Annotated in this window: 16 protein-coding genes; 7 read left to right on the forward strand and 9 right to left on the reverse strand. The window is 41.0% G+C overall.

The window, feature by feature from the left end:
• Window positions 1-6,360, reverse strand: a 6,360-nt coding sequence (locus E0W68_RS13075) for a choice-of-anchor J domain-containing protein (protein ID WP_135219890.1), incomplete at its 3' end; no start/stop codon positions are given.
• A gap of 164 nt (window positions 6,361-6,524) precedes the next feature.
• Here E0W68_RS13075 and hflX point away from each other — a divergent pair.
• Window positions 6,525-7,754 (forward strand): GTPase HflX, encoded by a 1,230-nt coding sequence (gene hflX / locus E0W68_RS13080; protein ID WP_135219891.1) that lies wholly within the window; start codon window positions 6,525-6,527, stop codon window positions 7,752-7,754.
• Window positions 7,755-7,859: 105 nt separating this feature from the next.
• Here the strand turns inward: hflX and E0W68_RS13085 are convergent, their stop codons facing one another.
• Together E0W68_RS13085 and E0W68_RS13090 are read right to left on the reverse strand one after the other, a co-directional pair.
• Complete coding sequence (locus E0W68_RS13085; RefSeq protein WP_135219892.1) at window positions 7,860-9,293, reverse strand: DUF5689 domain-containing protein; 1,434 nt, start codon at window positions 9,291-9,293, stop codon at window positions 7,860-7,862.
• A 19-nt stretch (window positions 9,294-9,312) separates the two neighbouring features.
• Window positions 9,313-12,129: a TonB-dependent receptor gene (locus E0W68_RS13090; protein WP_135219893.1), complete on the reverse strand. Its 2,817-nt coding sequence runs from the start codon at window positions 12,127-12,129 to the stop codon at window positions 9,313-9,315.
• Window positions 12,130-12,267: 138 nt separating this feature from the next.
• Here E0W68_RS13090 and E0W68_RS13095 point away from each other — a divergent pair, with 138 nt between their 5' ends.
• The 5 genes from E0W68_RS13095 (at window position 12,268) to E0W68_RS13115 (ending at window position 16,699) form a co-directional block, all read left to right on the forward strand.
• The gene (locus tag E0W68_RS13095) at window positions 12,268-13,368 is read left to right on the forward strand and encodes an endonuclease/exonuclease/phosphatase family protein (RefSeq protein WP_135219894.1); all 1,101 of its coding nucleotides are present in this window, start codon (window positions 12,268-12,270) and stop codon (window positions 13,366-13,368) included.
• A gap of 86 nt (window positions 13,369-13,454) precedes the next feature.
• Window positions 13,455-13,988: a 3-hydroxyanthranilate 3,4-dioxygenase gene (locus tag E0W68_RS13100; RefSeq protein ID WP_135219895.1), complete on the forward strand. Its 534-nt coding sequence runs from the start codon at window positions 13,455-13,457 to the stop codon at window positions 13,986-13,988.
• 143 nt (window positions 13,989-14,131) lie between these two features.
• Window positions 14,132-15,679 carry an L-piperidine-6-carboxylate dehydrogenase gene (gene amaB / locus E0W68_RS13105; RefSeq protein WP_135219896.1) on the forward strand — a complete coding sequence of 516 codons (1,548 nt, stop codon included), beginning with the start codon at window positions 14,132-14,134 and terminating at the stop codon, window positions 15,677-15,679.
• Window positions 15,680-15,922: 243 nt separating this feature from the next.
• Window positions 15,923-16,165 (forward strand): hypothetical protein, encoded by a 243-nt coding sequence (locus E0W68_RS13110; RefSeq protein ID WP_135219897.1) that lies wholly within the window; start codon window positions 15,923-15,925, stop codon window positions 16,163-16,165.
• A 3-nt stretch (window positions 16,166-16,168) separates the two neighbouring features.
• Window positions 16,169-16,699: a DUF2335 domain-containing protein gene (locus E0W68_RS13115; protein WP_135219898.1), complete on the forward strand. Its 531-nt coding sequence runs from the start codon at window positions 16,169-16,171 to the stop codon at window positions 16,697-16,699.
• A gap of 12 nt (window positions 16,700-16,711) precedes the next feature.
• On the opposite strand, the gene E0W68_RS13120 is transcribed toward E0W68_RS13115, so the two are convergent.
• Together E0W68_RS13120 and egtB are read right to left on the reverse strand one after the other, a co-directional pair.
• The gene (locus tag E0W68_RS13120; protein WP_135219899.1) at window positions 16,712-17,677 is read right to left on the reverse strand and encodes an L-histidine N(alpha)-methyltransferase; all 966 of its coding nucleotides are present in this window, start codon (window positions 17,675-17,677) and stop codon (window positions 16,712-16,714) included.
• Window positions 17,677-18,825 (reverse strand): ergothioneine biosynthesis protein EgtB, encoded by a 1,149-nt coding sequence (gene egtB / locus E0W68_RS13125; protein ID WP_135219900.1) that lies wholly within the window; start codon window positions 18,823-18,825, stop codon window positions 17,677-17,679. Before egtB ends, E0W68_RS13120 begins: the two co-directional genes overlap by 1 nt.
• Before the next feature lie 146 nt (window positions 18,826-18,971).
• Between egtB and E0W68_RS13130 the strand changes: the two genes are divergently transcribed.
• Window positions 18,972-19,340, forward strand: a complete 369-nt coding sequence (locus E0W68_RS13130; RefSeq protein ID WP_135219901.1) for a carboxypeptidase-like regulatory domain-containing protein — start codon at window positions 18,972-18,974, stop codon at window positions 19,338-19,340.
• Window positions 19,341-19,505: 165 nt separating this feature from the next.
• Here the strand turns inward: E0W68_RS13130 and E0W68_RS13135 are convergent, their stop codons facing one another.
• From E0W68_RS13135 to E0W68_RS13150, 4 genes are all read right to left on the reverse strand, one after another.
• Complete coding sequence (locus E0W68_RS13135; RefSeq protein WP_135219902.1) at window positions 19,506-20,234, reverse strand: metallophosphoesterase family protein; 729 nt, start codon at window positions 20,232-20,234, stop codon at window positions 19,506-19,508.
• Between the two features lie 8 nt (window positions 20,235-20,242).
• The gene (locus E0W68_RS13140; protein ID WP_135219903.1) at window positions 20,243-21,412 is read right to left on the reverse strand and encodes an ATP-binding protein; all 1,170 of its coding nucleotides are present in this window, start codon (window positions 21,410-21,412) and stop codon (window positions 20,243-20,245) included.
• Between the two features lie 84 nt (window positions 21,413-21,496).
• Complete coding sequence (locus E0W68_RS13145) at window positions 21,497-22,249, reverse strand: SDR family NAD(P)-dependent oxidoreductase (protein WP_135219904.1); 753 nt, start codon at window positions 22,247-22,249, stop codon at window positions 21,497-21,499.
• A 100-nt stretch (window positions 22,250-22,349) separates the two neighbouring features.
• Complete coding sequence (locus tag E0W68_RS13150; protein WP_192824569.1) at window positions 22,350-23,219, reverse strand: aldo/keto reductase; 870 nt, start codon at window positions 23,217-23,219, stop codon at window positions 22,350-22,352.
• Window positions 23,220-23,355 lie beyond the last annotated feature (136 nt).

The raw sequence follows: 23,355 nt of genomic DNA on the forward strand, positions 1-23,355 counted from the left end.
TTCGGCAGAGCAGTTTGGCGTTGTGCCTGTTGCTGCGTAGATGAAGATGGTTTGATCGGTAGTGATTGCCTCGCCTTGGTTAAGCATGGTTCCTGTTCCGCCGGCTCCTGTATAGTAGTCACCTACGGTAAGGGCTGGCAGTACGTAGCTTTCGCAGGCTACTTGGTCGCCCGGTGTGGTTACTACAGGGGTATCATTTATAGTTACTGTGAAGCTGCTTTCGCCGCTACAGTTTGCATTTGTAGCATAAATATAAATTTCTTGTGTTGACGTGATTGCCTCTCCTGCGCTTAGCAGTGTTCCTGCTCCGTTTGCTTCGGTATAGTAGTCGCCTACATTTAGTGGTTCAAGAACATAGCTGTCACAAGCTGTAACATCAGCTAATACATCCACTACAGGAGCCGGTACTGTTGTTACTTCTATCTCAGCAGTTCCTACACACCCTGCATTGTTTACGGTTACTTCATATATACCGGGTGCTGTTACGGTTATGGATTGTGTGGTAAGACCAAGATCTCCGCCTCCAAGTGCCCATGAGTACTCAACATCCGGAGAGTTAGGGTCAAAGTTGCCTGCAAATACTTCCAGTGTTACCTCTGTTCCTTCACATACTGTGATATCTTCTGTTACGGTAAATTCCGGCGGTATGTTGGTAAGTGTTAACTCAAACGACCTGAATATAGGACAATCTATATTACCTTCCGTAATTCTTATATACACCGTTTGGTCTGTATCCGTAGTGTACATTTCCGGTAGGTTATCATTTCCGCCCAGTTCTGCCGCTTCCTGTGATGCGTAGAATGTAAAGTTATACCCTGTTGGGTCGTCCATTATACCTTCTAAGCTTTCAGTAAGGTCAAAAGTAACCTCTTCACCTGTAGAACAAGCGGTTAAATCTTGTGGCTCATTAGCATCTATTGGCTGACCTACATATATTGTAAAGTTATTTTCTTTTACAATTTCCTCACCTGTACATGCAGTATAAGTTGCACGTGCAGTTAAAAGGGTTTCTTCTGTAGGACAAACCTGAAGATCGGTATCATTTGTTTCAAAATCTCCATTTACCAACCACTCGAATACTACACTCAGGTTGTCGCCATCCGGTGTAAATCTCCAAGCTTCTTCAGTAGCTGTCCAAGTACCTGTGTTACGTCCCGGAGGTGTGAAACCTTCAGTTCCTGCTGCATTTTGGATACCGATAACACCACGACCACCGTTCCATCCGGTACATGGGGTTCTGCTTTCTACATATACGTCTATAATGTTAGATACTTCATAAATAACTATCTGAGTAGTTTGTGTACCTACATCCAATCCGCAAGAGAACTGAGGAACATCGTAGTAGTTTACTACAAGTGCTCTACAAGGGTAGTTACCTAGTACCTGGTAGTTAATGCTCACGTTACTGCCTGCAACAGCAGGGTTAATATCCTGGTAAACACCGTAGATAGCATTCTTTATCGGGAATGCTGTATTTGGTACTGTTTGGGTGTATGACCACGGACAGTTACCTGCATCAGTCATATTATCACCAAACATTACAACACCGTTAGAACCTACCTTGGCTTCATCAAAAGTTTCACCAAAGAAACAGAATTCGAAAGGAAGGTCAACCACAGGAGACCAAATATCATCGGTTGTTACGTTTAACTCTGTACCTCCAAGGAATGGGTAAGGAGGATCGTAAGGTATAGATTCTACATTATAAGAATCAGTTTCTTTTAGCTGATAATAATTAGCACTAAAATCAAAACAAGCATCATCGCCGGGGCAAAGGCTAATTTCAGAGTTTGGAGCAATAATTTCTAATTCATCGTCAAATACATCAACTGCCGCACAACCCGGAGGGCTGAATAGGCTAAACTCGAACGGACCGCTCCAGAAACTTTCGTCGCCGGGACCACATATTGCTCTTACATAATATTCGTAGAACAGTTCCGGGTTTAAGCCTGTAACGATATACTCAGGATTGTCATCAACAGATATTACTGATGTTGGGTTTTCTCCCGGATATGCACCCCCCGAAGTTTGTATTACAACTTCCCATTCTGTTTCTGTACCGCCCGGTGTCCAACTAAGTTGAACAGAATCGAAGTTATATCCTTCTGATATAAGATCTGTTGGTTGAGGGCAAGTTATAGGCTCACAGTTAGGAATACCTTCATATATTGTTGAAGGAGCTGAGCCTTCACCAGGAGGTTTATTAAATATTGTTTCATCAAAAGGATTAACAATTGAAACACCTACTTGCTCATCTGAGAAGCCATCATTATTCCATACTAAATCAAATGGTATTCCGGGACACATTGGTACTACTTGTGTAACAGGGTTTGTGCCATCGGCATTTGTAGGACCTGTTAGTGTAGCTACGATAATACCGTTTTGTATTACCGACATGGTATTGCCATTCCAAGTGTTGCCACCGGTATCTGTCATTACAAAATCATAACCACACTGATCTTCTAACGGGCATAGTGCTGAAGTGAAAGTTTCAGGACCTGACCATAAGCTTAAATCATCAGAACCACAGTTTGCTCTTACATATACGTCATAAATAAGACCTGCATCAATTGTTCCTTCAGGAAGTGTAAATGCGTTTGAATCTGCAGGTATTCCAACAGCGTCATCTGCAGGAGCAGGATCGCCTGTAGGTACTACGAATATTTCCCATGCTGTTGCCGAGCCCATTTCTGTCCACCCTATAGTGGCTGTTGTATTACTGATTTCAGAAACAGCAATATCTATAGGCTGAGGACATGTAGGGATGTCATCTATAATTACATTATCGATATATATCCTCCACCCGTCAAGACCGCCGTTTGGCACGTGCCATGCGATATTTACAGGGCCTGATATAAGTGTGTTAGTAGCATCATCAATAAATACTTCATATTCGATATATTCTGTATTATTGTATGAAGCCAAAGGTATAAGCTCTACTGTAAAGTTTGCAGGGTCTATTCCTGTGGTAGATAATAATACTTCAAAATCATTAGGTTCTCCTGCTGATTGTACCCTTTGGTGGAATCTCAGCCTTTGGTTACCCGTAAGGTTGATTGTTGGCGAAATAAGCCAATCATCATTATTACCATTGTTAAAGTCAGTATACATCATGGCAGACTGGTTACCTTCAAATGGATTTGGCGTATAATTCATATCCCACGCATCCGTATCGCCATTTTCATTTAATACTGTCCAACAGGCTTGCGTTTCAGAATCACTGTTGAAGCCTTCAAAGAAAGGAACATCAAAAGCATCACATGCTGTAGTGAACTGGAATGGCCCTACCCAGTTACTCAAATCATCAACACCACAGTTTGCTCTTACGTAATATTCGTAAGTTGTATTTGATGTTAAAGTCTCAGCAGTATATTCAGGGTCTGTTGTTACAGCTTCACCTGCAACAGTTGGCTCACCTGTACCGGGTGCTTGCACTACAACCTCCCAGGCTGTTTCGTTAAAGCCGGGTGTCCAGGAAAGATCTGCTGAATTTGGCTGGAAGTTTCCCGCAGTTAAAGCCGTAGGATCCGGACATGATGGTATATCTTCAACAATTACATTATCAATATAAAGTCTCCATCCGTCAGGACCGCCGTTAGGCACATGCCATGCAATGTTTACAGGTCCTGATATAGGAGTGTCAGTATCATCCAAAAGATTTACAATATACTCTACATAAGTAGTATTACTATAGGTAGTCAAAGGAATAAGCTCTACTGTAAAGCTTGCCGCATCAGTACCTGTGGTAGATAATAATACTTCAAAAGCATCAGGTTCTCCTGCTGATTGTACCCTTTGGTGGAATTTCAGCCTTTGGTTTCCTGTAAGAAGCAGCGTAGGCGAAATTAACCAATCGTTATTATTACCACCATTAAAATCAGTGGTAATTGCTGCTGACTGGTTGCCTTCAAATGGATTTGTTGCATAATTCATATCCCATGCATCCGTATCGCCATTAAGGTTCAGTACTGTCCAACAGTTTTGTGTTGGAGAATCAGAGTTAAACCCTTCGAAGAAAGGAACCGGGAAAGGATCACAAGCTGTAGTGAACTGGAACGGACCTACCCAGTTACTCAAATCATCAACGCCACAATTTGCCCTTACATAATATTCATAAGCTGTATTTGATGTTAACGTTCCGGCAGTATATTCAGGATCTGTTGTTACAGCCTCTCCTGCTACGGTTGGCTCACCTGCACCGGGTGCCTGTACTACAACTTCCCAAGCGGTTTCGTTAAAGCCCGGCGTCCAGGAAAGATCAGCCGAGTTAGGCTGGAAGTTACCCGCAGTTAAATCAGTAGGATCCGGACATGATGGTATATCTTCAACAATTACATTGTCAATATAAAGTCTCCATCCGTCAAGACCACCGTTTGGCACGTGCCATGCAATATTTACATCTCCTGTTATTGGAGTGTTAGTGCCATCAACAATGTTTACAATATATTCTACATACGTTGTATTGTTGTATGATGCCAATGGTATAAGTGTCAATGTAAAGTCAGCAGGATCTATACCTGTAGTAGAAACAAGTACTTCAAAATCATTAGGTTCTCCTGCTGATTGTACCCTTTGGTGGAATTTCAGCCTTTGGTTACCTGTAAGGGTAAGGGTAGGCGAAATTAACCAATCGTTATTATTACCATTGTTAAAGTCAGTATACATCATAGCAGACTGGTTGCCTTCAAATGGATTTGTTGCATAATTCATATCCCATGCATCCGTATCGCCGTTTAAGTTCAACACCGTCCAGCATAATTGTGTTGGAGAATCAGAGTTAAACCCTTCAAAGAAAGGAACAGCAAATGAACCACAAGTTGTACCAAAACTATAAGGACCTGCCCATGCGCTAAAAGTACCATCGCCACAAGCGGCTCTCACATAATACTCATATAGGGTAGATTCTGTAAGTCCATCTTCTAAATAGTTAGTGTTTGTAGCTGCAGGATCTCCAGATCCGGTAGGAATACCTGAGCCCGGAGCCTGAACAACAACTTCCCATGCTGTAGCACCACTTGGGTTTGTCCAAGACAGGTTAGCAGTAGTTTGAGTTATTCCGGTAGTAGGCAACCCAACGGGGGGTGCACAAAATACTTGTTGTATTGTTAGTGTATAGGCTGTACTTTGTGGCGCAGCCCATGTAGATATTACAAAGTAATAAGTTGTTCCGGCAGTAACCGACAGTGTGGGTATGCTAACAGGGGTTGCGGCAAAACCACCAACACCACCTGCAATACAGCTTACGCCAATATCAGCACAGTCATCATAAACAAATAATCCGGCATACGTGCCGGTATTAGTCATATCTAAACTAATAACACCATCAGCAGCAGCAGTATAGGAGTATACCACATCGTCACCATTAAGGTATCCGGAGGTACTACCGCAACCTGATGCTCCGGGGCTTCCGTTATAATCATCTCCATAACCGGATGTATTATCTGTTGTAGAGTAAGGTAATGTCGTAACTTCTATCGGAGCACCACAGGTTTCTCCTAAGGCTACCGTACTAAACAAGAAAGGGCCAACTAATTCGCTGGTTCCTCCATCGGCACAGAGTGCACGAACATAAAATTTATAATCCGTATTTTCCTCCAAAGGAGTAGTTCCATCAAATAATGTTGTAGCAGTATAAGGCGGTTCACCATTATAAATTATACCGTCAACGTTTGGAATACCTGCAGCAGGAAGTACTATTACCTCCCAAGAGGTTGCACCACTTGTATTGTCCCAGTCAAGCTCTGCAGAGTCAAGACCAACAAGAGACGTGCTAAGATTTGTAGGATCAAGACATTGTTGTACTACCTGTACATCGTCAACAAGCCAACGGTCGCCGTTATCGGCAGCCATTACAAAAGCAATTTTTACATCCTGACCTATGTAAGTGTCAGGGATAGTTACTATTTTTTCAGTATAAGTAGTTTGTGACGGGTTGATTTCAAGTTCCGTCCACTCCTGAATGTTGGTATAATTAGTAGCATCAAACGCATCTGTAACGTTTGTTGTTATCATTATACGGTAAATAGATCCGTCATCTCCACCAAGAGTTAACCTCGACCAAAAGCGAAGCTGTGGATTATCAGGAACTTCAAAGGCGGGGGTTACCAACCAGTCTTCAGGAATACCCGCTGCCACGTTTTCCCTGTTAAGGTAAGCGGCGTGAGGCTCACTGTAATACGGTTGAGGCCCAGTTCCTGTAGCCTGCATCCAATAGGCGGCAGGTCCAATTCCGTTGTCATGTACTTCCCATCCTGTTGGAGGAAACACACCCGGAGTGTCAAATCCTTCCAAAGGAAGACCCTGTGCAAAAGCACATAAGGAGAGGAATGACATGAAAAATAAAAGGATAATTTTTTTCATAGATTAAAGGTTTAGCTAATTTTAATCTTCAAATTTAAAAAAATATAACTTATTCATAACATTTTATTGAAATTTAACATAACTGAACCAAAAATTATGTTTATGAAACAAACACTTAAAAAAGCACCTTGTTTTTTTTGTATTTTTGCTTTATAAACAAAATTATGCTTGAAAGAGAAATTATAGATTTCGAAAAAACAGTTATTGCGGGAGTTGTAACGCAGCAGCAAGATGAAGAGAAGTTATCGGAATATCTTGACGAACTGGAGTTTTTAACCTTTACGGCGGGCGGCCAAGTGGTAAAGAGGTTTACACAAAAAATGGAACGCCCTAATCCCAAAACTTTTTTAGGTACGGGTAAGATAGACGAAATACATCATTATATTGAGGAAAATGATATTAAGACTATTATTTTTGATGATGAACTGACGCCTGCCCAGCAAAAAAACCTGAACAAGATACTGGACTGCAAAGTCTTGGACAGAACGAACCTGATACTTGATATTTTTGCACAACGTGCCGAAACGTCCTATGCCCGAACGCAGGTGGAGTTGGCACAATGCCAATACTTGCTGCCCCGCCTTAGTGGTATGTGGACTCACCTTGAGCGCCAGCGCGGGGGTATTGGTATGCGTGGCCCCGGTGAAACGGAAATTGAAACGGACAGGCGTATTGTGCGTGACAGGATTGCGTTGCTGAAGGATAAAATAAAAACGATAGACAGGCAAATGTCTGTACAGCGCAGCAACCGAGGTGCTTTGGTTCGTGTGGCATTGGTGGGTTATACCAACGTGGGAAAATCTACCCTTATGAATGTAATAAGCAAAAGCGAGGTTTTTGTAGAGAATAAGCTTTTTGCAACGTTGGATACTACCGTGCGCAAGGTGGTTATTAAAAACCTGCCGTTTTTGTTATCAGATACCGTTGGGTTTATCCGAAAATTGCCTACACAGCTTATAGAGTCGTTTAAAAGCACACTGGACGAGGTGCGTGAGGCTGACTTGTTATTGCATGTGGTAGATATTTCGCATCCTGATTTTGAAGACCATATTGCATCGGTAAATAAAATATTGCAGGATATAGGTTGTATTGATAAGTCAACGATTATGGTTTTTAATAAAATAGATGCATACAAGCCCCTGACTATTGATGAAGATGACCTGGTTACTGAAAAGACACCGAAACATAATACTATAGAGGAATGGAAGGCTACATGGATGGCAAATGTGGGGGAGCAGAATGCGCTGTTTATATCGGCAGTAAATAAAGAGAATTTTGAGGAGTTTCGAGAAAAAGTATATCAGGCGGTAAGAGAAATACATATTACCCGTTTTCCGTATAATAACTTTTTATATCCCGACTACAGGGATAACAATGCCGAGGAAGAAGAATAGTATCTACTATTTTGCATAATCTTTTTTTTGGATGATATATAAATAAATGAAAAGCGGGACATTGTAAAATGTCCCGCTTTTTATATACTGTTACTTAGTGTTGGTTTAGTTACCGCTAAGTACAAGGTTATCTATTTGGAAAGCACCGTCAAGTGATTCATCTATACCGGAACCTGTAAATTTGAAACCAATGTGTACCTGACCTGTGTAAGAAGAAAGGTTTACAGCACCTGAGTTAACAAACTCATACCAGCTTGTTGATGATGTAGGCAGTGCTACCTGACCGGTAACATCAACTTTAGTTGCACCTGCTATATCAGAACCGTCGAAGTTTGTAATAACAAATATTTCAAGTTTATTACCGTCATTATCAACATCAAGGTGGTGTTGCGCTGTTTGAAACTGTAGCGTTACGTTTGTATTAGCATCAAAATCCATTGCAGGAGTTATTAACCATGCTACGTTAAGGGCACTACCCGAACCGAAAGAACTAAATTCAACATAACCGTTTGAGGTTCCTCCGGGAGGAGTATAGGTCTGCTCACTCCATTTTCTCGAACCAGATTCAGTAATGTTAAACCATCCCGGAAAATTAAAGTCAGTATTATCTACAGCATCTTCAAAATCTTCTGTAAAGAAAGGAGTTCCCGGTTCTACGGGCTCACCGCCTATGCGCTCTTCTGTTAGCTGTAAGTCAGCCTCATAACGAGATACAAATTGATAAGTAGTGCTAAACTTAGTAAGAATACCTATTATTCTGCCGCTGTTTGGCGATACTTCCGTACCGGCATAGTCAGCAAAAGAACTTGTTCTGAAAGGCATAGCTACAGTTTCCTGTTCAGAGTTTGTAATATAAGTAAGTGTTTGACCGCCTGCATCCAGGTTACCTGCATTATAGTAAGTTTGGTTAAGTGATGCATCTGTAAACTGTACTCCTTCAAGAGAGATAAGCCTTCCGATGTAGTTATCGCTAAGCGCATCGCTAAGATTAGTAACCACATTGATAAGGTTTTCTTCAGGTATTATAGTACACGATCTGGTAATGTGGTCTTGATACTCTAATGCTGGTATTTGCCCTACGTTACCGTTATAAAGCGCACCTATTTGCAGGGTGTTGCTTCTTATTTGTACATAAAGACCTTCAAGGTTAATATAAACCTTTCTTCCTAAACCGTAATCAGTAAACAAGTCAGCCTGGTTTATTTGCACCGAGAAACCTATTGTTCCTGCGTGCAGCTCTCCATCTACAGTAACAATGTTGTTAAGGTATAAGGTTTTGTAAAAGTTACCACCTTTATCGCTTGATACTACTACAGCCTCTATAACATCCGGGTTGTTAGGATCTGCACTTTCATATATCGTAGCTGTTTCGGTAGCATTATCATATATTTCCTGTACAGTTTTAAGAGTAATATTAGTCATACTCGGCTCATTACACTCCAGTGCAGGCACTGAGTAGTCATCGTCATTAACGCAGCTCGTGAGAGAAACGGCTGCCATCGCCATGATTAAAATCGATTTTACAAAATTTGTTTTCATATTCTTTTTTTTAATTTGATTAGAAGTTGAAGTATAAGTTTACGAAAAAGTTTCTTCCGTAACCATAAAAGTATTTAGAACCGAAAGAGCGTGTAGGGCCTGCAAGGTCTTGACTAACCTGCCTGTAATTTGCATTCCTTGCTTGCTCAAATCCACCTGTTTTGTATGAAAAGTCAAACACGTTATTAATACTTGCAAAGAAACCTATTGTTTTACCATAAGTTATTCTCCATGATTTACCACCTTTCAGGTTAATAAGAGTAGCAGGATCAAGCTTTTCTTGTTTTAGCAACTGTCTTGCTCCTTCTTCCGTTGCTTCCCCAAACGGGAAACCGTTAGGGTCTTCATTATTAATGAAAAAGTTATCGGTTCTTAACAACGGAGAGATATCTACATAGCTGTCTGCAAGGTAGTTTACACTTGCTGCAATCCACCAGTAGTGAGGATCTCTGTACTCAAGGTCAAAAGAGTAAGCCTGTTGCGGCATACCCGGTTGTTTGTAATCTTTCATAGTAGCACGCCCGAAATTAACAGTAGAACGTATATTATCTACATTTAGTTTAACGTTCGGGTTACTGTCATAAGTATATTGTCCGTAAGCGGCAACAGCAGTGGCAGTAATGGTAGAGGTAAGTTTATACTCTATACCAAGTTCACCACCCATATTCACTCTGTCAAGACCGGTTACTGTTTCTGATACAAAAGCATTTCCGTTTTCAGATATCTGAGTTCCTTCTTCAGTAAGTACGCCAAGCCCTTCTGTAAAGTAGAAACCTATATCGGTAGCATCAGTAATTTTAGAGTAATACCCTGTAATACGTGCTTTAAGATTTGGAGTTCTTATAATATAGCTTACATCACCACCCATAATTTTCTCGTTTTCAAGTCCTTGTACAAAGTTATTATTTAATCTTGCATTAGGAAAAGAATTTCTTAGTGTTGGCGCTTTGGTCATATACAAACCGTTAAAGTCAAGTATGTGACGACCTGTGATTTTATAGGTAAAACCTCCTTTAAAACCAAAGTTGTTAAACTCTTTCTTTTCGCTTTTGCCAAAAGAGTTGTCAGCATAGTTACCGTTTCTGTAAAGCCCCTCTCTTTGATATTCCGATCTTGAGAAGTTTTGAGAAAGATAAAAATCAGCTTTACCGTAGGTAAATTTAAACTGTGTAAAGGCATCAATAACATCGGCAAACAAGTTGTAGTTATAACCAAATGCATCATCTACACCCACCACCCTGTTAGGGTTGTTAAGGTCAGTTTGTCTTGCATCTCCAATAAGGAATGGATCGATATCAACATAACCGGTACCGCCAAGAAGGTCTAACAGGTTTTGATAGTTGTGCGATTTTAATTTTCTGTAAGTTATACCCGCATTCAGTATTATATTATCTGTAAGGTGCGAGTTCAATATACTGTTGGCAGTAAACATTTTGTCATCCGTTCTGTCTTCATAAAGTACTGCAAGGCTTTCTCCGTTTTCCTGATTGTCTTCATAAAGTTTGTCCCAGTCTATTTGCTTGTTGGCAAGAAAACTCTCTTTTGCAAGTTGTGCATTATACAGGTTTTCGGTATTGTTACCCACATATTCTGGCAGCCCGTTATCAGGAGCAGGAAAATTATGCTGAGTAGTATAAAAACTTGGTAAGTTTCTGTAGTAAGTAGGATCCGGGTTTCGGGTGTAGTTAAAATCCAGCCTGCTGTTACCTATTTTACCAAACTGGTAAGCAATATTAGTATTAAGCGAAGTCTCATTGTTTATTTGCCAGTAGTGGCTAAGCATAAATATAGGCTCTTCCACATCTTTATCGCGTGAGTTTCTTTTTTCACCATTTTGCCAACCCCAGTAGGAGTTGTATTTTTCACCCGCAAGGTCTATAACCTCTTGTGTGTTAGGCGAGCTTTTACCTCGGCTGTTGTAGGCATAAATACTGGTAAAGTTAAGACTGTGGCTGTCGTTTATTTTCTTTTCAATACTGGCAAAGAAAGAGTTGGCATCATAATCAGTCCCTTCAAAATAACCCTCTGTAGCCCATCTTCTTGAAGCCGAAATAACATAAGCCCATCCTTCGGTGCTCATACCGGATGCGTGAGTAGCCATAGTTCTCCAGCTATAGTTAGTATTAGTACCCGAAAACGATATTCTGGTACCCGGTCTGAAAATAGAAGCTCTGGTATTAATTTCCTGAGTACCCAGCAGGCTCCCGAAAGCATAGTCCGAAGCATCAGAACCTATTGTAAATTCCTGATTTCTGGTAGCATCGTTAAGTCCGCCCCAGTTACTCCATTGCGGTCTGCCGTCATATATTTTATCCATTGGCACACCGTTTATCATTGTTCTTCCGTACTCATTATCAAGCCCTCTGACTCTAAATCGTGCCTGACCGAAACTGTAGGCAGCAGCCTCCATAAATGCATCTCTCGATGCCTGTAGCAAACCTGCGGTACTTTCAGAACCTCCGTTATCATCGCCTAAATCATTTTCAGTAAGGGTAACAAGGCTTAGTTGTTGCTCTGTAGTGATATCATCCTCCAGCACAATTACACCCACATCAATCGTTTCTCCTTTTTTCACGTCAAGGTTAAGCGTTTTTACAGTAAAGCCCGTTGTGTTTATAGTCAATGTCAGGTTTCCTTCAGGAACGCTTTCAAAAATAAATACACCTTCTGCATTTGTCAACACTGTTTGGTTTGTGCCTTGCAAAGTTGCCGTAACATTTTGCAAAGGGTCTTGCGATTTAGAATCGACCACTGTACCTCTTACAGATGCAGCTTGTTGCGACCATGCAACCATCACCTGCATAACTATTAAAAGGCTGAATACTAGTTTTTTCATAGATAGTTTAAATTATTTCCTTTTTTGTTAAGTTAAATATTTCTTAACGGGCGCAAATGTAAAGCATTTAAAAATAATAACTACTTTTGACCCCTACTTTGTTAGAAAATTTGACGTTAACTTAATATTTGTTACAGAATGTTTAAAAAATCACTGGCTCTCTTTGTTGTACTAATTTCAATTTTTAATGCCTTCGGACAGGAAAAAAAGTATAAAGTGCACACCATCGCTTTTTATAATTGTGAAAACCTTTTTGATACAACGAATGACCCTAAGATAAATGATGAAGAGTGGCTGCCAACAGGAGGACAGAGCTGGATACCGCAGAAGTACCAAAAAAAGCTGCAAAACCTCTCGAAAGTAATTTCGGAAATAGGTACAGGCAGCAACAACCCAAATTCGCCTACAATACTTGGCGTTTGTGAAGTAGAAAACAGACGCGTACTGGAAGACCTTGTAAAAGAACCCTCCATTGCCGGAAAAGGCTATGGTATTATTCATTTTGACTCTCCTGACAAAAGGGGTATAGATGTTGGGCTACTGTACCAAAAACAATATTTTGTACCTACCAGCTATAAGAACATACCACTTATAATTTACAAGGATGACACCAAAGTAAAGACTAAGAAAAAAGAGGACGAAGAAAAAACGGATGATAAAACTGAAGCTGACGATTCAGGAAGGGTATATACCCGCGACCAACTGTTAGTAACAGGCTTATTGGATGGAGAAGAAATCCACTTTATTGTAAACCACTGGCCATCACGTTCAGGAGGCGAAAAAAGAAGCAGCCCGTTCAGGGAGGCTGCCGCTGCGCTGAACAAAAAAATTATCGACTCGCTATACAGCATTAACCCTAATGCTAAAATTATTACTATGGGCGACCTTAACGATGGTCCGTACAATAAAAGCGTGAAAAAAGTATTGGGAGCAAAAGCTGCTAAAGAAGATGTTGAAAAACAAGGGCTGTATAACCCGATGGAAGAAATGTCTGAAAGAGGGATAGGAACACTGGCTTACCGCGATGCTTGGGATTTGTTTGACCAAATGATACTGTCAGAACCGTTAATAAGAAAAGATTACAGCAACTTTACCTTTTGGAAAGCAGGCGTTTTCAACAAGTCATACCTCATGCAGGATTCCGGGCAGTACAAAGGCTACCCAAAAAGAAACTGGAACGGTGTGCCGGGCTATAGCGACCACTTTCCCGTATATCTTTATTTGATAAAAGAAATGTAAAATCACACCCACTTTTATACAAAGGTTAGCTTCGGCTAACCTTTTTTATTTAGTACCTTTAGTACAAATTTTTAAAGCATATTATTATGGCAATACTACCACCTTTTAACCTTAATAAATGGATAGAAGATAACCGCCACTTATTAAAACCACCCGTAGGCAATAAAAACATATATCCCCTGTCCGACGATTATATTGTAATGATAGTGGCAGGACCCAATGCCCGAAAAGATTATCATTATAACGAAACCGAAGAACTTTTTTACCAACTGGAAGGCACTATAAAAGTAGTAATACAAGAAGACGGCGAGCGTAAAGAAATGGAGCTTACCGCGGGCGACATGTACCTGCACCCGGCAAAAATACCGCACTCGCCAGTTAGAGGAGAAAATTCTATAGGGCTGGTGGTAGAAAGGGTAAGAGCCGGAAGAGGCTTTACCGATGGGTTGCTGTGGCATTGCGAAAACTGCAACCACAAGCTGCACGAAGTATATTTTGAACTGCACGATATAGAAAAAGACTTCCTGCCCCATTTTGAGCATTTTTATAACTCCGAAAAATTGCGTACCTGCGGTAATTGCGGTACAGTTATGGGAACAGATCCTCGATTTGTAAAATAGAAGAATAACAAACCTCTTTGTTTTTTGCCACAATTACTGCGAAATAATTATTTCCTAACATACACAGGCATATTAAATTATCAAAAAAGCAAAAAAGGATTATATTTGTAAAATATAACATTAAACAGCATAAAAGTTAAAATATGGCAACATTAACTGATCAATTTGGTATTCAGGAAGCCCTTTCTAAACTGGGCATACAAGAAATAAACAAAGGCACATCTACCGGAAGCAACAATTTTGCCAATGGTGAAATAATAGAATCATACTCACCGGTTGATGGTACGCTTATCGCGAAAGTACAAGCCTCTACCGAAGCAGATTATGAGGCAGCTATGGAAAAAGCAGCCGAAGCATTTAAAAGCTGGAGGCTTGTGCCTGCACCAAAAAGAGGCGAAATAGTACGCCAGATGGGCGATGAACTTCGCAAATATAAAGAACCGCTGGGGCAGCTTGTTTCATACGAAATGGGTAAAAGCCTGCAGGAAGGTCTTGGTGAAGTACAGGAAATGATAGACATCTGCGACTTTGCCGTAGGGCTTTCACGTCAGTTATACGGGCTTACCATGCACAGCGAACGCCCCATGCACCGTATGTACGAGCAGTACCATCCGGTAGGTATCGTAGGTATCATCTCGGCATTCAACTTTCCGGTAGCGGTATGGAGCTGGAACGCAATGCTGGCTTGGGTGTGTGGCGATGTTTGCGTTTGGAAACCAAGCGAAAAAACACCATTGTGCGGTATAGCATGCCAAAACATTATACAAACCGTATTAGAAAGAAACAATATACCCGAAGGCGTTAGCTGCCTGATAAACGGCAGGGATAACGGCGACCGTATGAACAACGATAAACGCATGCCACTGGTATCGTTTACAGGTTCTACACGCGTAGGGCGTCACGTATCTAAAACCGTTGCCGAGCGTTTTGGTAACACTATCCTTGAGCTTGGCGGTAACAATGCCATTATCGTATCAGAACATGCCGACCTTAGTATGGTATTGGTAGGTGCGGTGTTTGGCGCGGTAGGTACGGCAGGACAGCGTTGTACTACTACCAGAAGACTTATTGTACACGAAAGCATGTATGATAAAACTATCGAGGTGCTTAAAAACGCCTATGGTCAGCTAAAAACAGGAAACCCACTGGACAGCAACAACCACGTAGGGCCGCTTATTGATAAAGATGCTGTAAACAACTACCTGAACGCTATAGAGAAAGCTAAAGCAGAAGGCGGTAAAGTAATTGTAGAAGGCGGTGTTATGCAGGGCGAAGGCTACGAAAGCGGATGCTACGTTAAGCCATGTATTATAGAAGCAGAAAACAACTTCGAGATAGTACAACACGAAACATTTGCACCGGTACTTTATGTAATGAAGTACAGCAACCTCGAAGAGGCTATCGCGATGCAGAACGATGTACCGCAAGGGCTTTCATCGTCGATATTTACCAACAATATGCGTGAGATGGAGTTATTCCTTTCGCATGCCGGTTCTGACTGTGGAATTGCCAATGTAAACATCGGTACATCGGGTGCCGAAATTGGCGGTGCTTTTGGTGGCGAGAAAGAAACAGGCGGTGGTCGCGAAAGTGGTTCAGATGCTTGGAAAGCCTATATGAGAAGACAAACCAATACGATTAACTACGGTACTCAGTTACCATTGGCACAAGGTATCAGCTTTGATTTGTAATCATTATCTTTAAATTATAAAGTGTTTATAGTAAAACCGCTTCAGGAAATTGGAGCGGTTTTTTGTTTTGAAAAAGCTCTCGTTCTCTATTAAAAAGTAAAAAAGTACGTGTAGAAGTGCTTTAACATTAAATTAATTGGTTTTTTGTATATTCGCAGACAATTTTTTGTATATTGTTATATAATATTAATACATGTTTTTAGTTATTTAATGTGTTGAAGAATATTTGTAAACAAAATTATCATGGAAAAAGTAAAGGTTAAATTAGAAACAGGATTTCTTTATTCAAAATGCAGTTTTCTTAGGGGAATTGGTTCGGTTTTCAATTTGCCTGGAAATTATTATGATTTTGATTATTCCGATACAGAAAATGAGGCAGATAAAAAAGCTCTTTACTCTGATTGGGAAAATGTTGGAGCGGATATAAAAACTGCTCGTGAAAAATTTGAGAAGCAACATAAAGATGAACTTTGTTTTAATAAATAAATTATGGCAAAGGAACATTCTGAAAAGCAGCTAAAGCCAGACAATGCAAGCGATAAATTGGAAATTTCTGATATAGAGCAAGAAATTACGGCTGTTAACCCGAATTTATTCCAAGGTATAAATCCTAAAAAGAAGGCAGAAATACTTCAGACTATTAATAAAGCAGTAAGTATAACTGCAAAACATCATTCTGGTCCTCTTCCTGATTCAGAAACGATGATAGAATATAATTCTGTAATTCCGAATGGAGCAGATAGGATTATGATTATGGCAGAAAAGCAACAGGATCACCGAATAAGTATGGAGAATAAAGTGGTGGGACATCAATTGAAAGAGAGTTCTAGAGGTCAGCTATTTGGTTTCATTTTGTCTATTATTTCACTATTGGTGTCAGGAATACTCGCTTATACAGGACATGAAACTACAGGTGGGATTATAGGAGGAGCTACTATTATAAGCCTTGCAGGTATTTTTGTTTTAGGAAGATTTAAAAGCGATAGGAAAAAGAAATACAAAGACACTAATGAAGATTAATGTCTTTTTTGTCTACTTCACCCAAAGGCTGTCGGTAAAATAATGCTTACAATCCATAAAGTTATGAGCTACACTAAAGCCAACTTCTTCTGCAAGCATATTTATTTCGTCAAAGCTGTATTTTTTAGAAAGCTCTGTCCATATCAACTCATCCCTTTCAAAATAAAAAGCAGTATCTAATACCTTACTGTAAACAGTTTGTTTTTTAAGGCTTATCAGGAAACTGTTTACCTGACCGTTTTTTGGGCTGTAATTACTGTAAAAATCAAACTGGTCGAGTTTAATATCAGCATCCAGCTCCTCGTTTATCCTGCTCAGCAGGTTCATGTTAAAGGCTTTGGTAATACCGTGCGGGTCGTCATACGCTTTTTGTATCACGCGCGGGTTCTTTTTCAAGTCCATACCCATAAGCAGCATATCGCCTTTTTTCATCCCGGCGTTAAACTTTTTCAGTAAATCCGTTGCCTCATCATGCGGGTAGTTACCAATGTTACCACCCAAAAACAGGAAAAGGTTGGGCGTACTGCTTTTGGTAAGCTCATCCAGTACCTCAAAGTAATCTCCCGTTTTGGGTTGCATAGTAATATTTGGTAATGCCTCAATAATATTTTTTTCGAGTGCATCTATCGCTTCCTGCGAAATATCAATGGGCATATAAATAAAGTGTGCACCCATATCCATAAAAGTACCCAATAGCTGCTTGGTTTTCATACCGTCGCCACTGCCAAACTCTACAATATTGAATTTACCTTTATAAGGCAGTTTATCAAGTATATCCCCCGATTGTTGGGAGAGTATTTCAAACTCGCAGTCGGTAGGGTAGTATTCGGGCATTTTCATGATTTGCATAAAAATACGACTGCCGTTATCATCATAAAAATATTTAGACGACAGGTGTTTGTTTTTGGCGGTAAGCCCCTCCTTTACATCTGCTGCAAAAGAAGTTATTGTTGATTTTGTCTTATCGGTTGTTTCCATTATTTTTTTACAAGGCGAATGCCGTTAAACTGCCACCGCTCTTCGGGGTGAAAAAAGTTGCGGTAGGTGGCGCGACTATGCTCGGGGCTTGTAGCACACGATGCACCGCGAAGCACCATCTGGTTAATCATAAATTTGCCGTTATATTCTCCCACGGCCCCTTCGGGTTTTTTATACTGCGGGTAGGGCAGGTAGGCGCTGTTAGTCCACTCCCAGCGTTTGCCCCAGTCTGTTTTGCCCGATGCGGTTTCCCATTCCTGCTCTGTAGGCAGCCGCATACCTTTCCATTCGGCATACGCCGATGCTTCAAAAAAACTGATGTGGGTTACTATTGCCTCAGGGTTTATCTCTTGTATTCCCGATACGGTAAAGTGCATCCACTTTCCGCCTATTTTGTGCCAGTACAGCGGAGCGCTTATATCGTTTTGGGTTACCCATGCCCAGCCTTCGTCCAGCCAGTAATTAAAATCCTGATAGCCCCCTGCTGTTATAAACTCCAGATATTCGGCATTGGTTACAAGGGCATTGGCAATTTCATATTCGTGCAAATAGGTTTTGTGCCTGCCATGCTCGTTATCAAAGCTAAAGCCTTCTCCGTTAAAGCCTATTTCATAAACCCCTTCGGGCATGGTTATAAAACCGCTGCTGTCGTTTTGCTGGTTTTCCCAGTCCAAATCTTCATTATATACAGGGAAGGTAGGGTTGCAGCCCAGTATATATTTTATATCGGTAAGCAGTAATTCCTGGTGTTGCTGCTCATGGTTCAGCCCCAGTTCGGCAAGTGCGTGTACTTGGTCGTCTTTCAGTTGCAGTACCAGCTCCATGTGTATATCTACATACTTTCGGTATTCATAAACTTGTGTTACGCCGGGTCGGGTTATAGCACCTCTTTCGGCACGAAAAGTTCGTGTGCCTACATTGTTGTAATAGCTGTTAAACAGAAAGCAGAAATCTTCATCATATACCCTGTAATCAGGCAGGTACTGCTTTAGTACAAACTGCTCAAAAAACCATGTACTGTGCGCCAAATGCCATTTGGGCGGACTCACAAATACCGCCGGCTGCGGCACATAGTCTTCCGTTTGCAGCAGGCTGCATATTTTTTCGGTATGGTGCCTTACGGCATGATATCGTTCTAAAAGGCTCATTTCAAAAAGTAATAAGTATTAAATTTACAAACTAATGTTTTGAGCTTACTTTTTTGGTGCTTTTTTTAACCAAAAAATAACAACTGATTATGATAGCGGCGCAACCCTTTTACAAAAAGAGCATCTTGAGATAAAATATACAATTTATGAAAAAAATTATTATACTGCTGGTATTCCTATCTTTTGCCTGTTCGGGTGATGATGATACCAACAATGATGTTATCTGTACCGAAGAAGCCCGTGCAGGACTTAACGTTACTGTAAAAAATGCCGAAACCGGACAGGTAATCGGCGAGGGTATTACTGTTGTGGCTACTGATGGGAATTATACCGAAACGCTGGAGTATTATTTGAGTTCGCCACAATTTACAGGAGCATGGGAACGTGAGGGAACTTATGTGATTACCGTTAGCGGAGAGGGGTATCAAACCTATATTTCAGACCCTGTTACCGTAGAGGCTGACGAGTGCCATGTAATAGGCGAAATTATAACCATAAACCTGCAACCGGAGTAGTACTACAGTTACCGTATTCTGTTTGTTTTGTCATGCTGAGGCACGAAGCATCTCTTTTTAGAAGCTTCGTGCCTCAGCATGACAGAAATCAATGTGCGGTTTACAGCTACAATATTCAGCTTGCGCTGTTATTCTGACGCAGGAAATAGCTAAATATTCTCCTGTTTAATTTCTTCCGTTTTCGTTAGGATATAATGTATATACGGGGTCGCTTTGCCAAAATTCTTTAGTGTTGGCATCCATAATAGTAAGCGGACCTTTGAAGGCTGCACCTGTATCTATATTCCAAACACCACCTTTATTTATAGGTACGGTTTCTCCTATGCGCGTTACGGGCGTATGGCCTATAAAAATTTCGTCATAAATAGTAAAACGCTTCGGGTATTGCGGATGGTTTTTTTCCAGACTTTCATTGAGTGCCAATGCCGTTTCCCACAGGGTACGATCCCAATAGAACATACGGGTAAAATATTCGTTATGAATACCGTTTTGGTTGGTAAAGCCCGCATGCAGAAAAAGTCTGTTATTATCATCCAAATGGTAATCCTGTAAACTTTCTAAAAAAGCCACGTGAGATTCTCTTCGCTCGCCAATTACAGGTGCATACATTTCGGTAGTCAGCTTTCCGCCGTGATAAAACCATTGCTCGTTATAGTCGCCTGTTTTCATCCAGTCCAGCAGTAAGTCGTCGTGATTGCCACGCATAAAAATACTGTTGTACTGCTGTTTCACCTTCATCAGGAAATCAATTACCTCTGGCGACTGACTCCAGCCATCTACATAATCGCCCAAAAAAATAAGGGTGTCACCTGTGGTTACGGCAGCGCGTTCCAGTATTTGCTGTAAGGCTATATATGCCCCGTGTATATCACCAATAACAAGTATTCTGCTCATAGTATTCTTTAATTTTCTATATCAGTTTTATCAGAGTTGTCGTTATATTTCATTTTACGCAACACGCGCATTGCTTCTTTAAAGGAAACATATGCACTGCTGTCCGGGTAGGTTTTTAGTAACGGCTTGGCATCTATAAGCCTTTCGCGGGCATCTTCAAAACCGTTCAGGTAACATACCATAAGCGTATGCGGCATATTGCTCAGGTCTTTCTCTTCCCGCTCTGATAGTGGTACGCCTTTTTCCAACTTACCGATAAGGGCAAGGTTGGCATTATAAATATGATGCATCATTTTTCGGTTATACTGTGGCGGGTCGAATAGTAAGGTAGAGTCCATTTTATAATAACCGTTTTCCTGAAAGTTGATGCTTACTTTTTCTAACGGATAATAGCTCGTTTTGTCATTAAGCCCCAGCGAAACATATTCGGTAATAGAAAATGTGTTGTCGTCATACTCAATTTGCACCTCATCTAAGGTAGAATAAAACAGCTTTACCTGCTCGTTTATTAGCTCTATATCTACTCGCGAATAGTAGGTTTTGCCTTTTACAACCTTTTTGTTTCCTGCCCAGCATACTACAAAAAGCTCTTTAAAAACCTTATAGCCCGAAGCCATATCCTTATGGCGATTATTAAGAAAATCGATAACCCCCTCAAGGGTATAGCCTATGCTGTTGCGCGAACTGTTTTCAATATCAATAACCGTTGCAGTATTTTGGTAATTCATTTCCTCGTTACGGTCAACAGGTATCGAGTTACTGCCCCTGCGCATAAAAACCGCACCGTAAGGAATGTTATAAATAGGTCGTTTAAAAGACGATATTTTGTTATTAGGGCGAATGGTTACCAAGCCTACTACCTTGTGTTTGGGCAGGTTGGGAAAAGGTACATTTTCATACTGTATTTTGGGCGGATTGTCCAGATAGGCATTTACCAGGTTTTGGATACGGCTGTCATCATAAAAATCGGCACCCCGTATCTCGTTGTCCTTATCCTCAACCCCAACCACAATATAAGAGTTGTTGGAAGGGTTGGAATTAGATAATGCACAAATGTGTTTCACAAACTTTCCCTTACCCTCTTTGGTATGCAGGTTCAACTGACGCTTTTTATCATAAAAGCTGCTCTCATCATTGTGAGCCAACAGGTTTTTTATGAGTAAGCGTTTGTTTATCATGGCTTAGGGTTACGAGTTGTGAGTTTCGGGTTTAAGGTTGGGTAAATTTGCTTCCTTTCAGGTCAGATTTTAAAAGATAGGATATCAAACCTCTTTCTTTACCATTATGGCACTTGCCTGCGCTGTGGGCAGTATCATCAGGTCGGCAATGTTTACATGATACGGTCGTGTTACTACAAAGGTAATCACATCGGCAATATCTTCGGGTTGTAACGGCTCATAGCCTTTATATACATTCTCGGCACGCTCGGTATCGCCCTTAAAGCGCACCTCGCTGAACTCGGTAGCAACCAACCCCGGATTGATTGCGCCTACGCGAATGCCATACGGGTTCAAGTCCATGCGCATCCCCTGATTGATAGCATCTACGGCGTGCTTGCTTGCGCAATACACATTTCCGTTAGGGTACACCTCTTTTCCCGCTATAGAGCCTATGTTAATAATATGTCCGCTTTTACGCGCTATCATACCCGGCAGTATAGCTTTCGATACATACAGCAGTCCTTTTACATTAATGTCTATCATAGCATCCCAGTCATCCGCATCACCGTTTTGTATCGGGTCAAGTCCATGCGCGTTGCCCGCATTGTTTATTAATATATCTATATCGGCAAACTCTTTTGGGATGGAGGCTATGGCATTATCAACCGCTTTTTTATCGCGTACATCAAAAAGAAGGGTATGCACAGGGGTTAAACTGCCCAACTCGCCACGCAATGCTGCCAGCCTGTCGTCACGACGACCACACAGTATCAGCCTGATATTATTCTTCGCAAAATAACGAGCCGTTGCCCTGCCTATACCGCTCGTTGCTCCTGTTATTAATGCTGTTTTCATTTTTTAATCTATTTAAAATTTAATAATTGAAAGATTTAAACATCTCAACTTTAAAGCTTTCGACTTTCAAACTTAATTCCCCCTTTGGGGGTTAGGGGGCTTATGGCACTTTCTCCCCCATACTCTCCGTCCAAATAGCAAACCAGTCTTCCAGTTCCAGCGTTAGCCCTGCAGCTTTCATTTGGTTTTTCAGCCTTTCGGGGTTGGTCGATCCTGTTACGGGCACTATACCTGCCGGGTGCTGCATTATCCAAGCCAGCAAAAGTATATCTACGGTAGCCTCATATTTTACGACCAATTCCATTAACAGCATTTTAAGGCGTTCCGTTTGTGCATTATCCGCTTTAAAGATACTGCCTAACGGACTCCATGCCAATGGTTTGATGTTGTTTAGCATCATATAATCCAAAGACCCGTCCAGCATAGGCTGATGGCACGTTGCCGAAAACTCTATTTGGTTGCAAAACACTTCGGTACGACTGCGGATAAGGTCGGTTTGGCTATTGGTAAAGTTAGATACCCCGAAGTTTTTTATTTTGCCTTCCGCTTTCAGTTTCTCTATAGCTTCGGCTATTTCGTCAGGATGCATTAACGGGCTTGGGCGGTGCAGTAGTAGTATGTCCAGATAATCTGTTTGCAGATTTTTAAGCGAACCCTCTGCCGATTGTATAATGTAGTCTTTAGAGTAGTCGTAATGTTTTACCTTGTTCTTTCGGTTGCCCGTAATGTGCTGTATGCCGCACTTTGATATCAGTTGAATTTGTTCCCTGTTAATCCCGCTTTCGGCAAATGCCGCACCAAACTCCGCTTCGGTAGTATAACCGCCATATATATCGGCATGGTCAAAGGTAGTAATGCCATACTCCAGGCAGGAAAATAGGAGGGCAGTCATCTCGGCAGTATTCATTTTTTTGCTCCATACGCCCCAATTCATGGCGCCGGCAATAATGGGCGATAAAGTAATATTCATTATTTGATTTATGATTTTAGAAAGCAATGTTATATTGCGTTGCTAAAAATAGCAAAAAATTACCGATGTACAGGATTAATGCAGTGTAGGTTTATTTAATATTTAACAAGTCATTAACAACAATAATATATTAAAT

Origin of the sequence: Flavobacterium salilacus subsp. salilacus, from assembly GCF_004634195.1 — a bacterium.
GTDB classification, from domain to species: domain Bacteria; phylum Bacteroidota; class Bacteroidia; order Flavobacteriales; family Flavobacteriaceae; genus Flavobacterium; species Flavobacterium salilacus.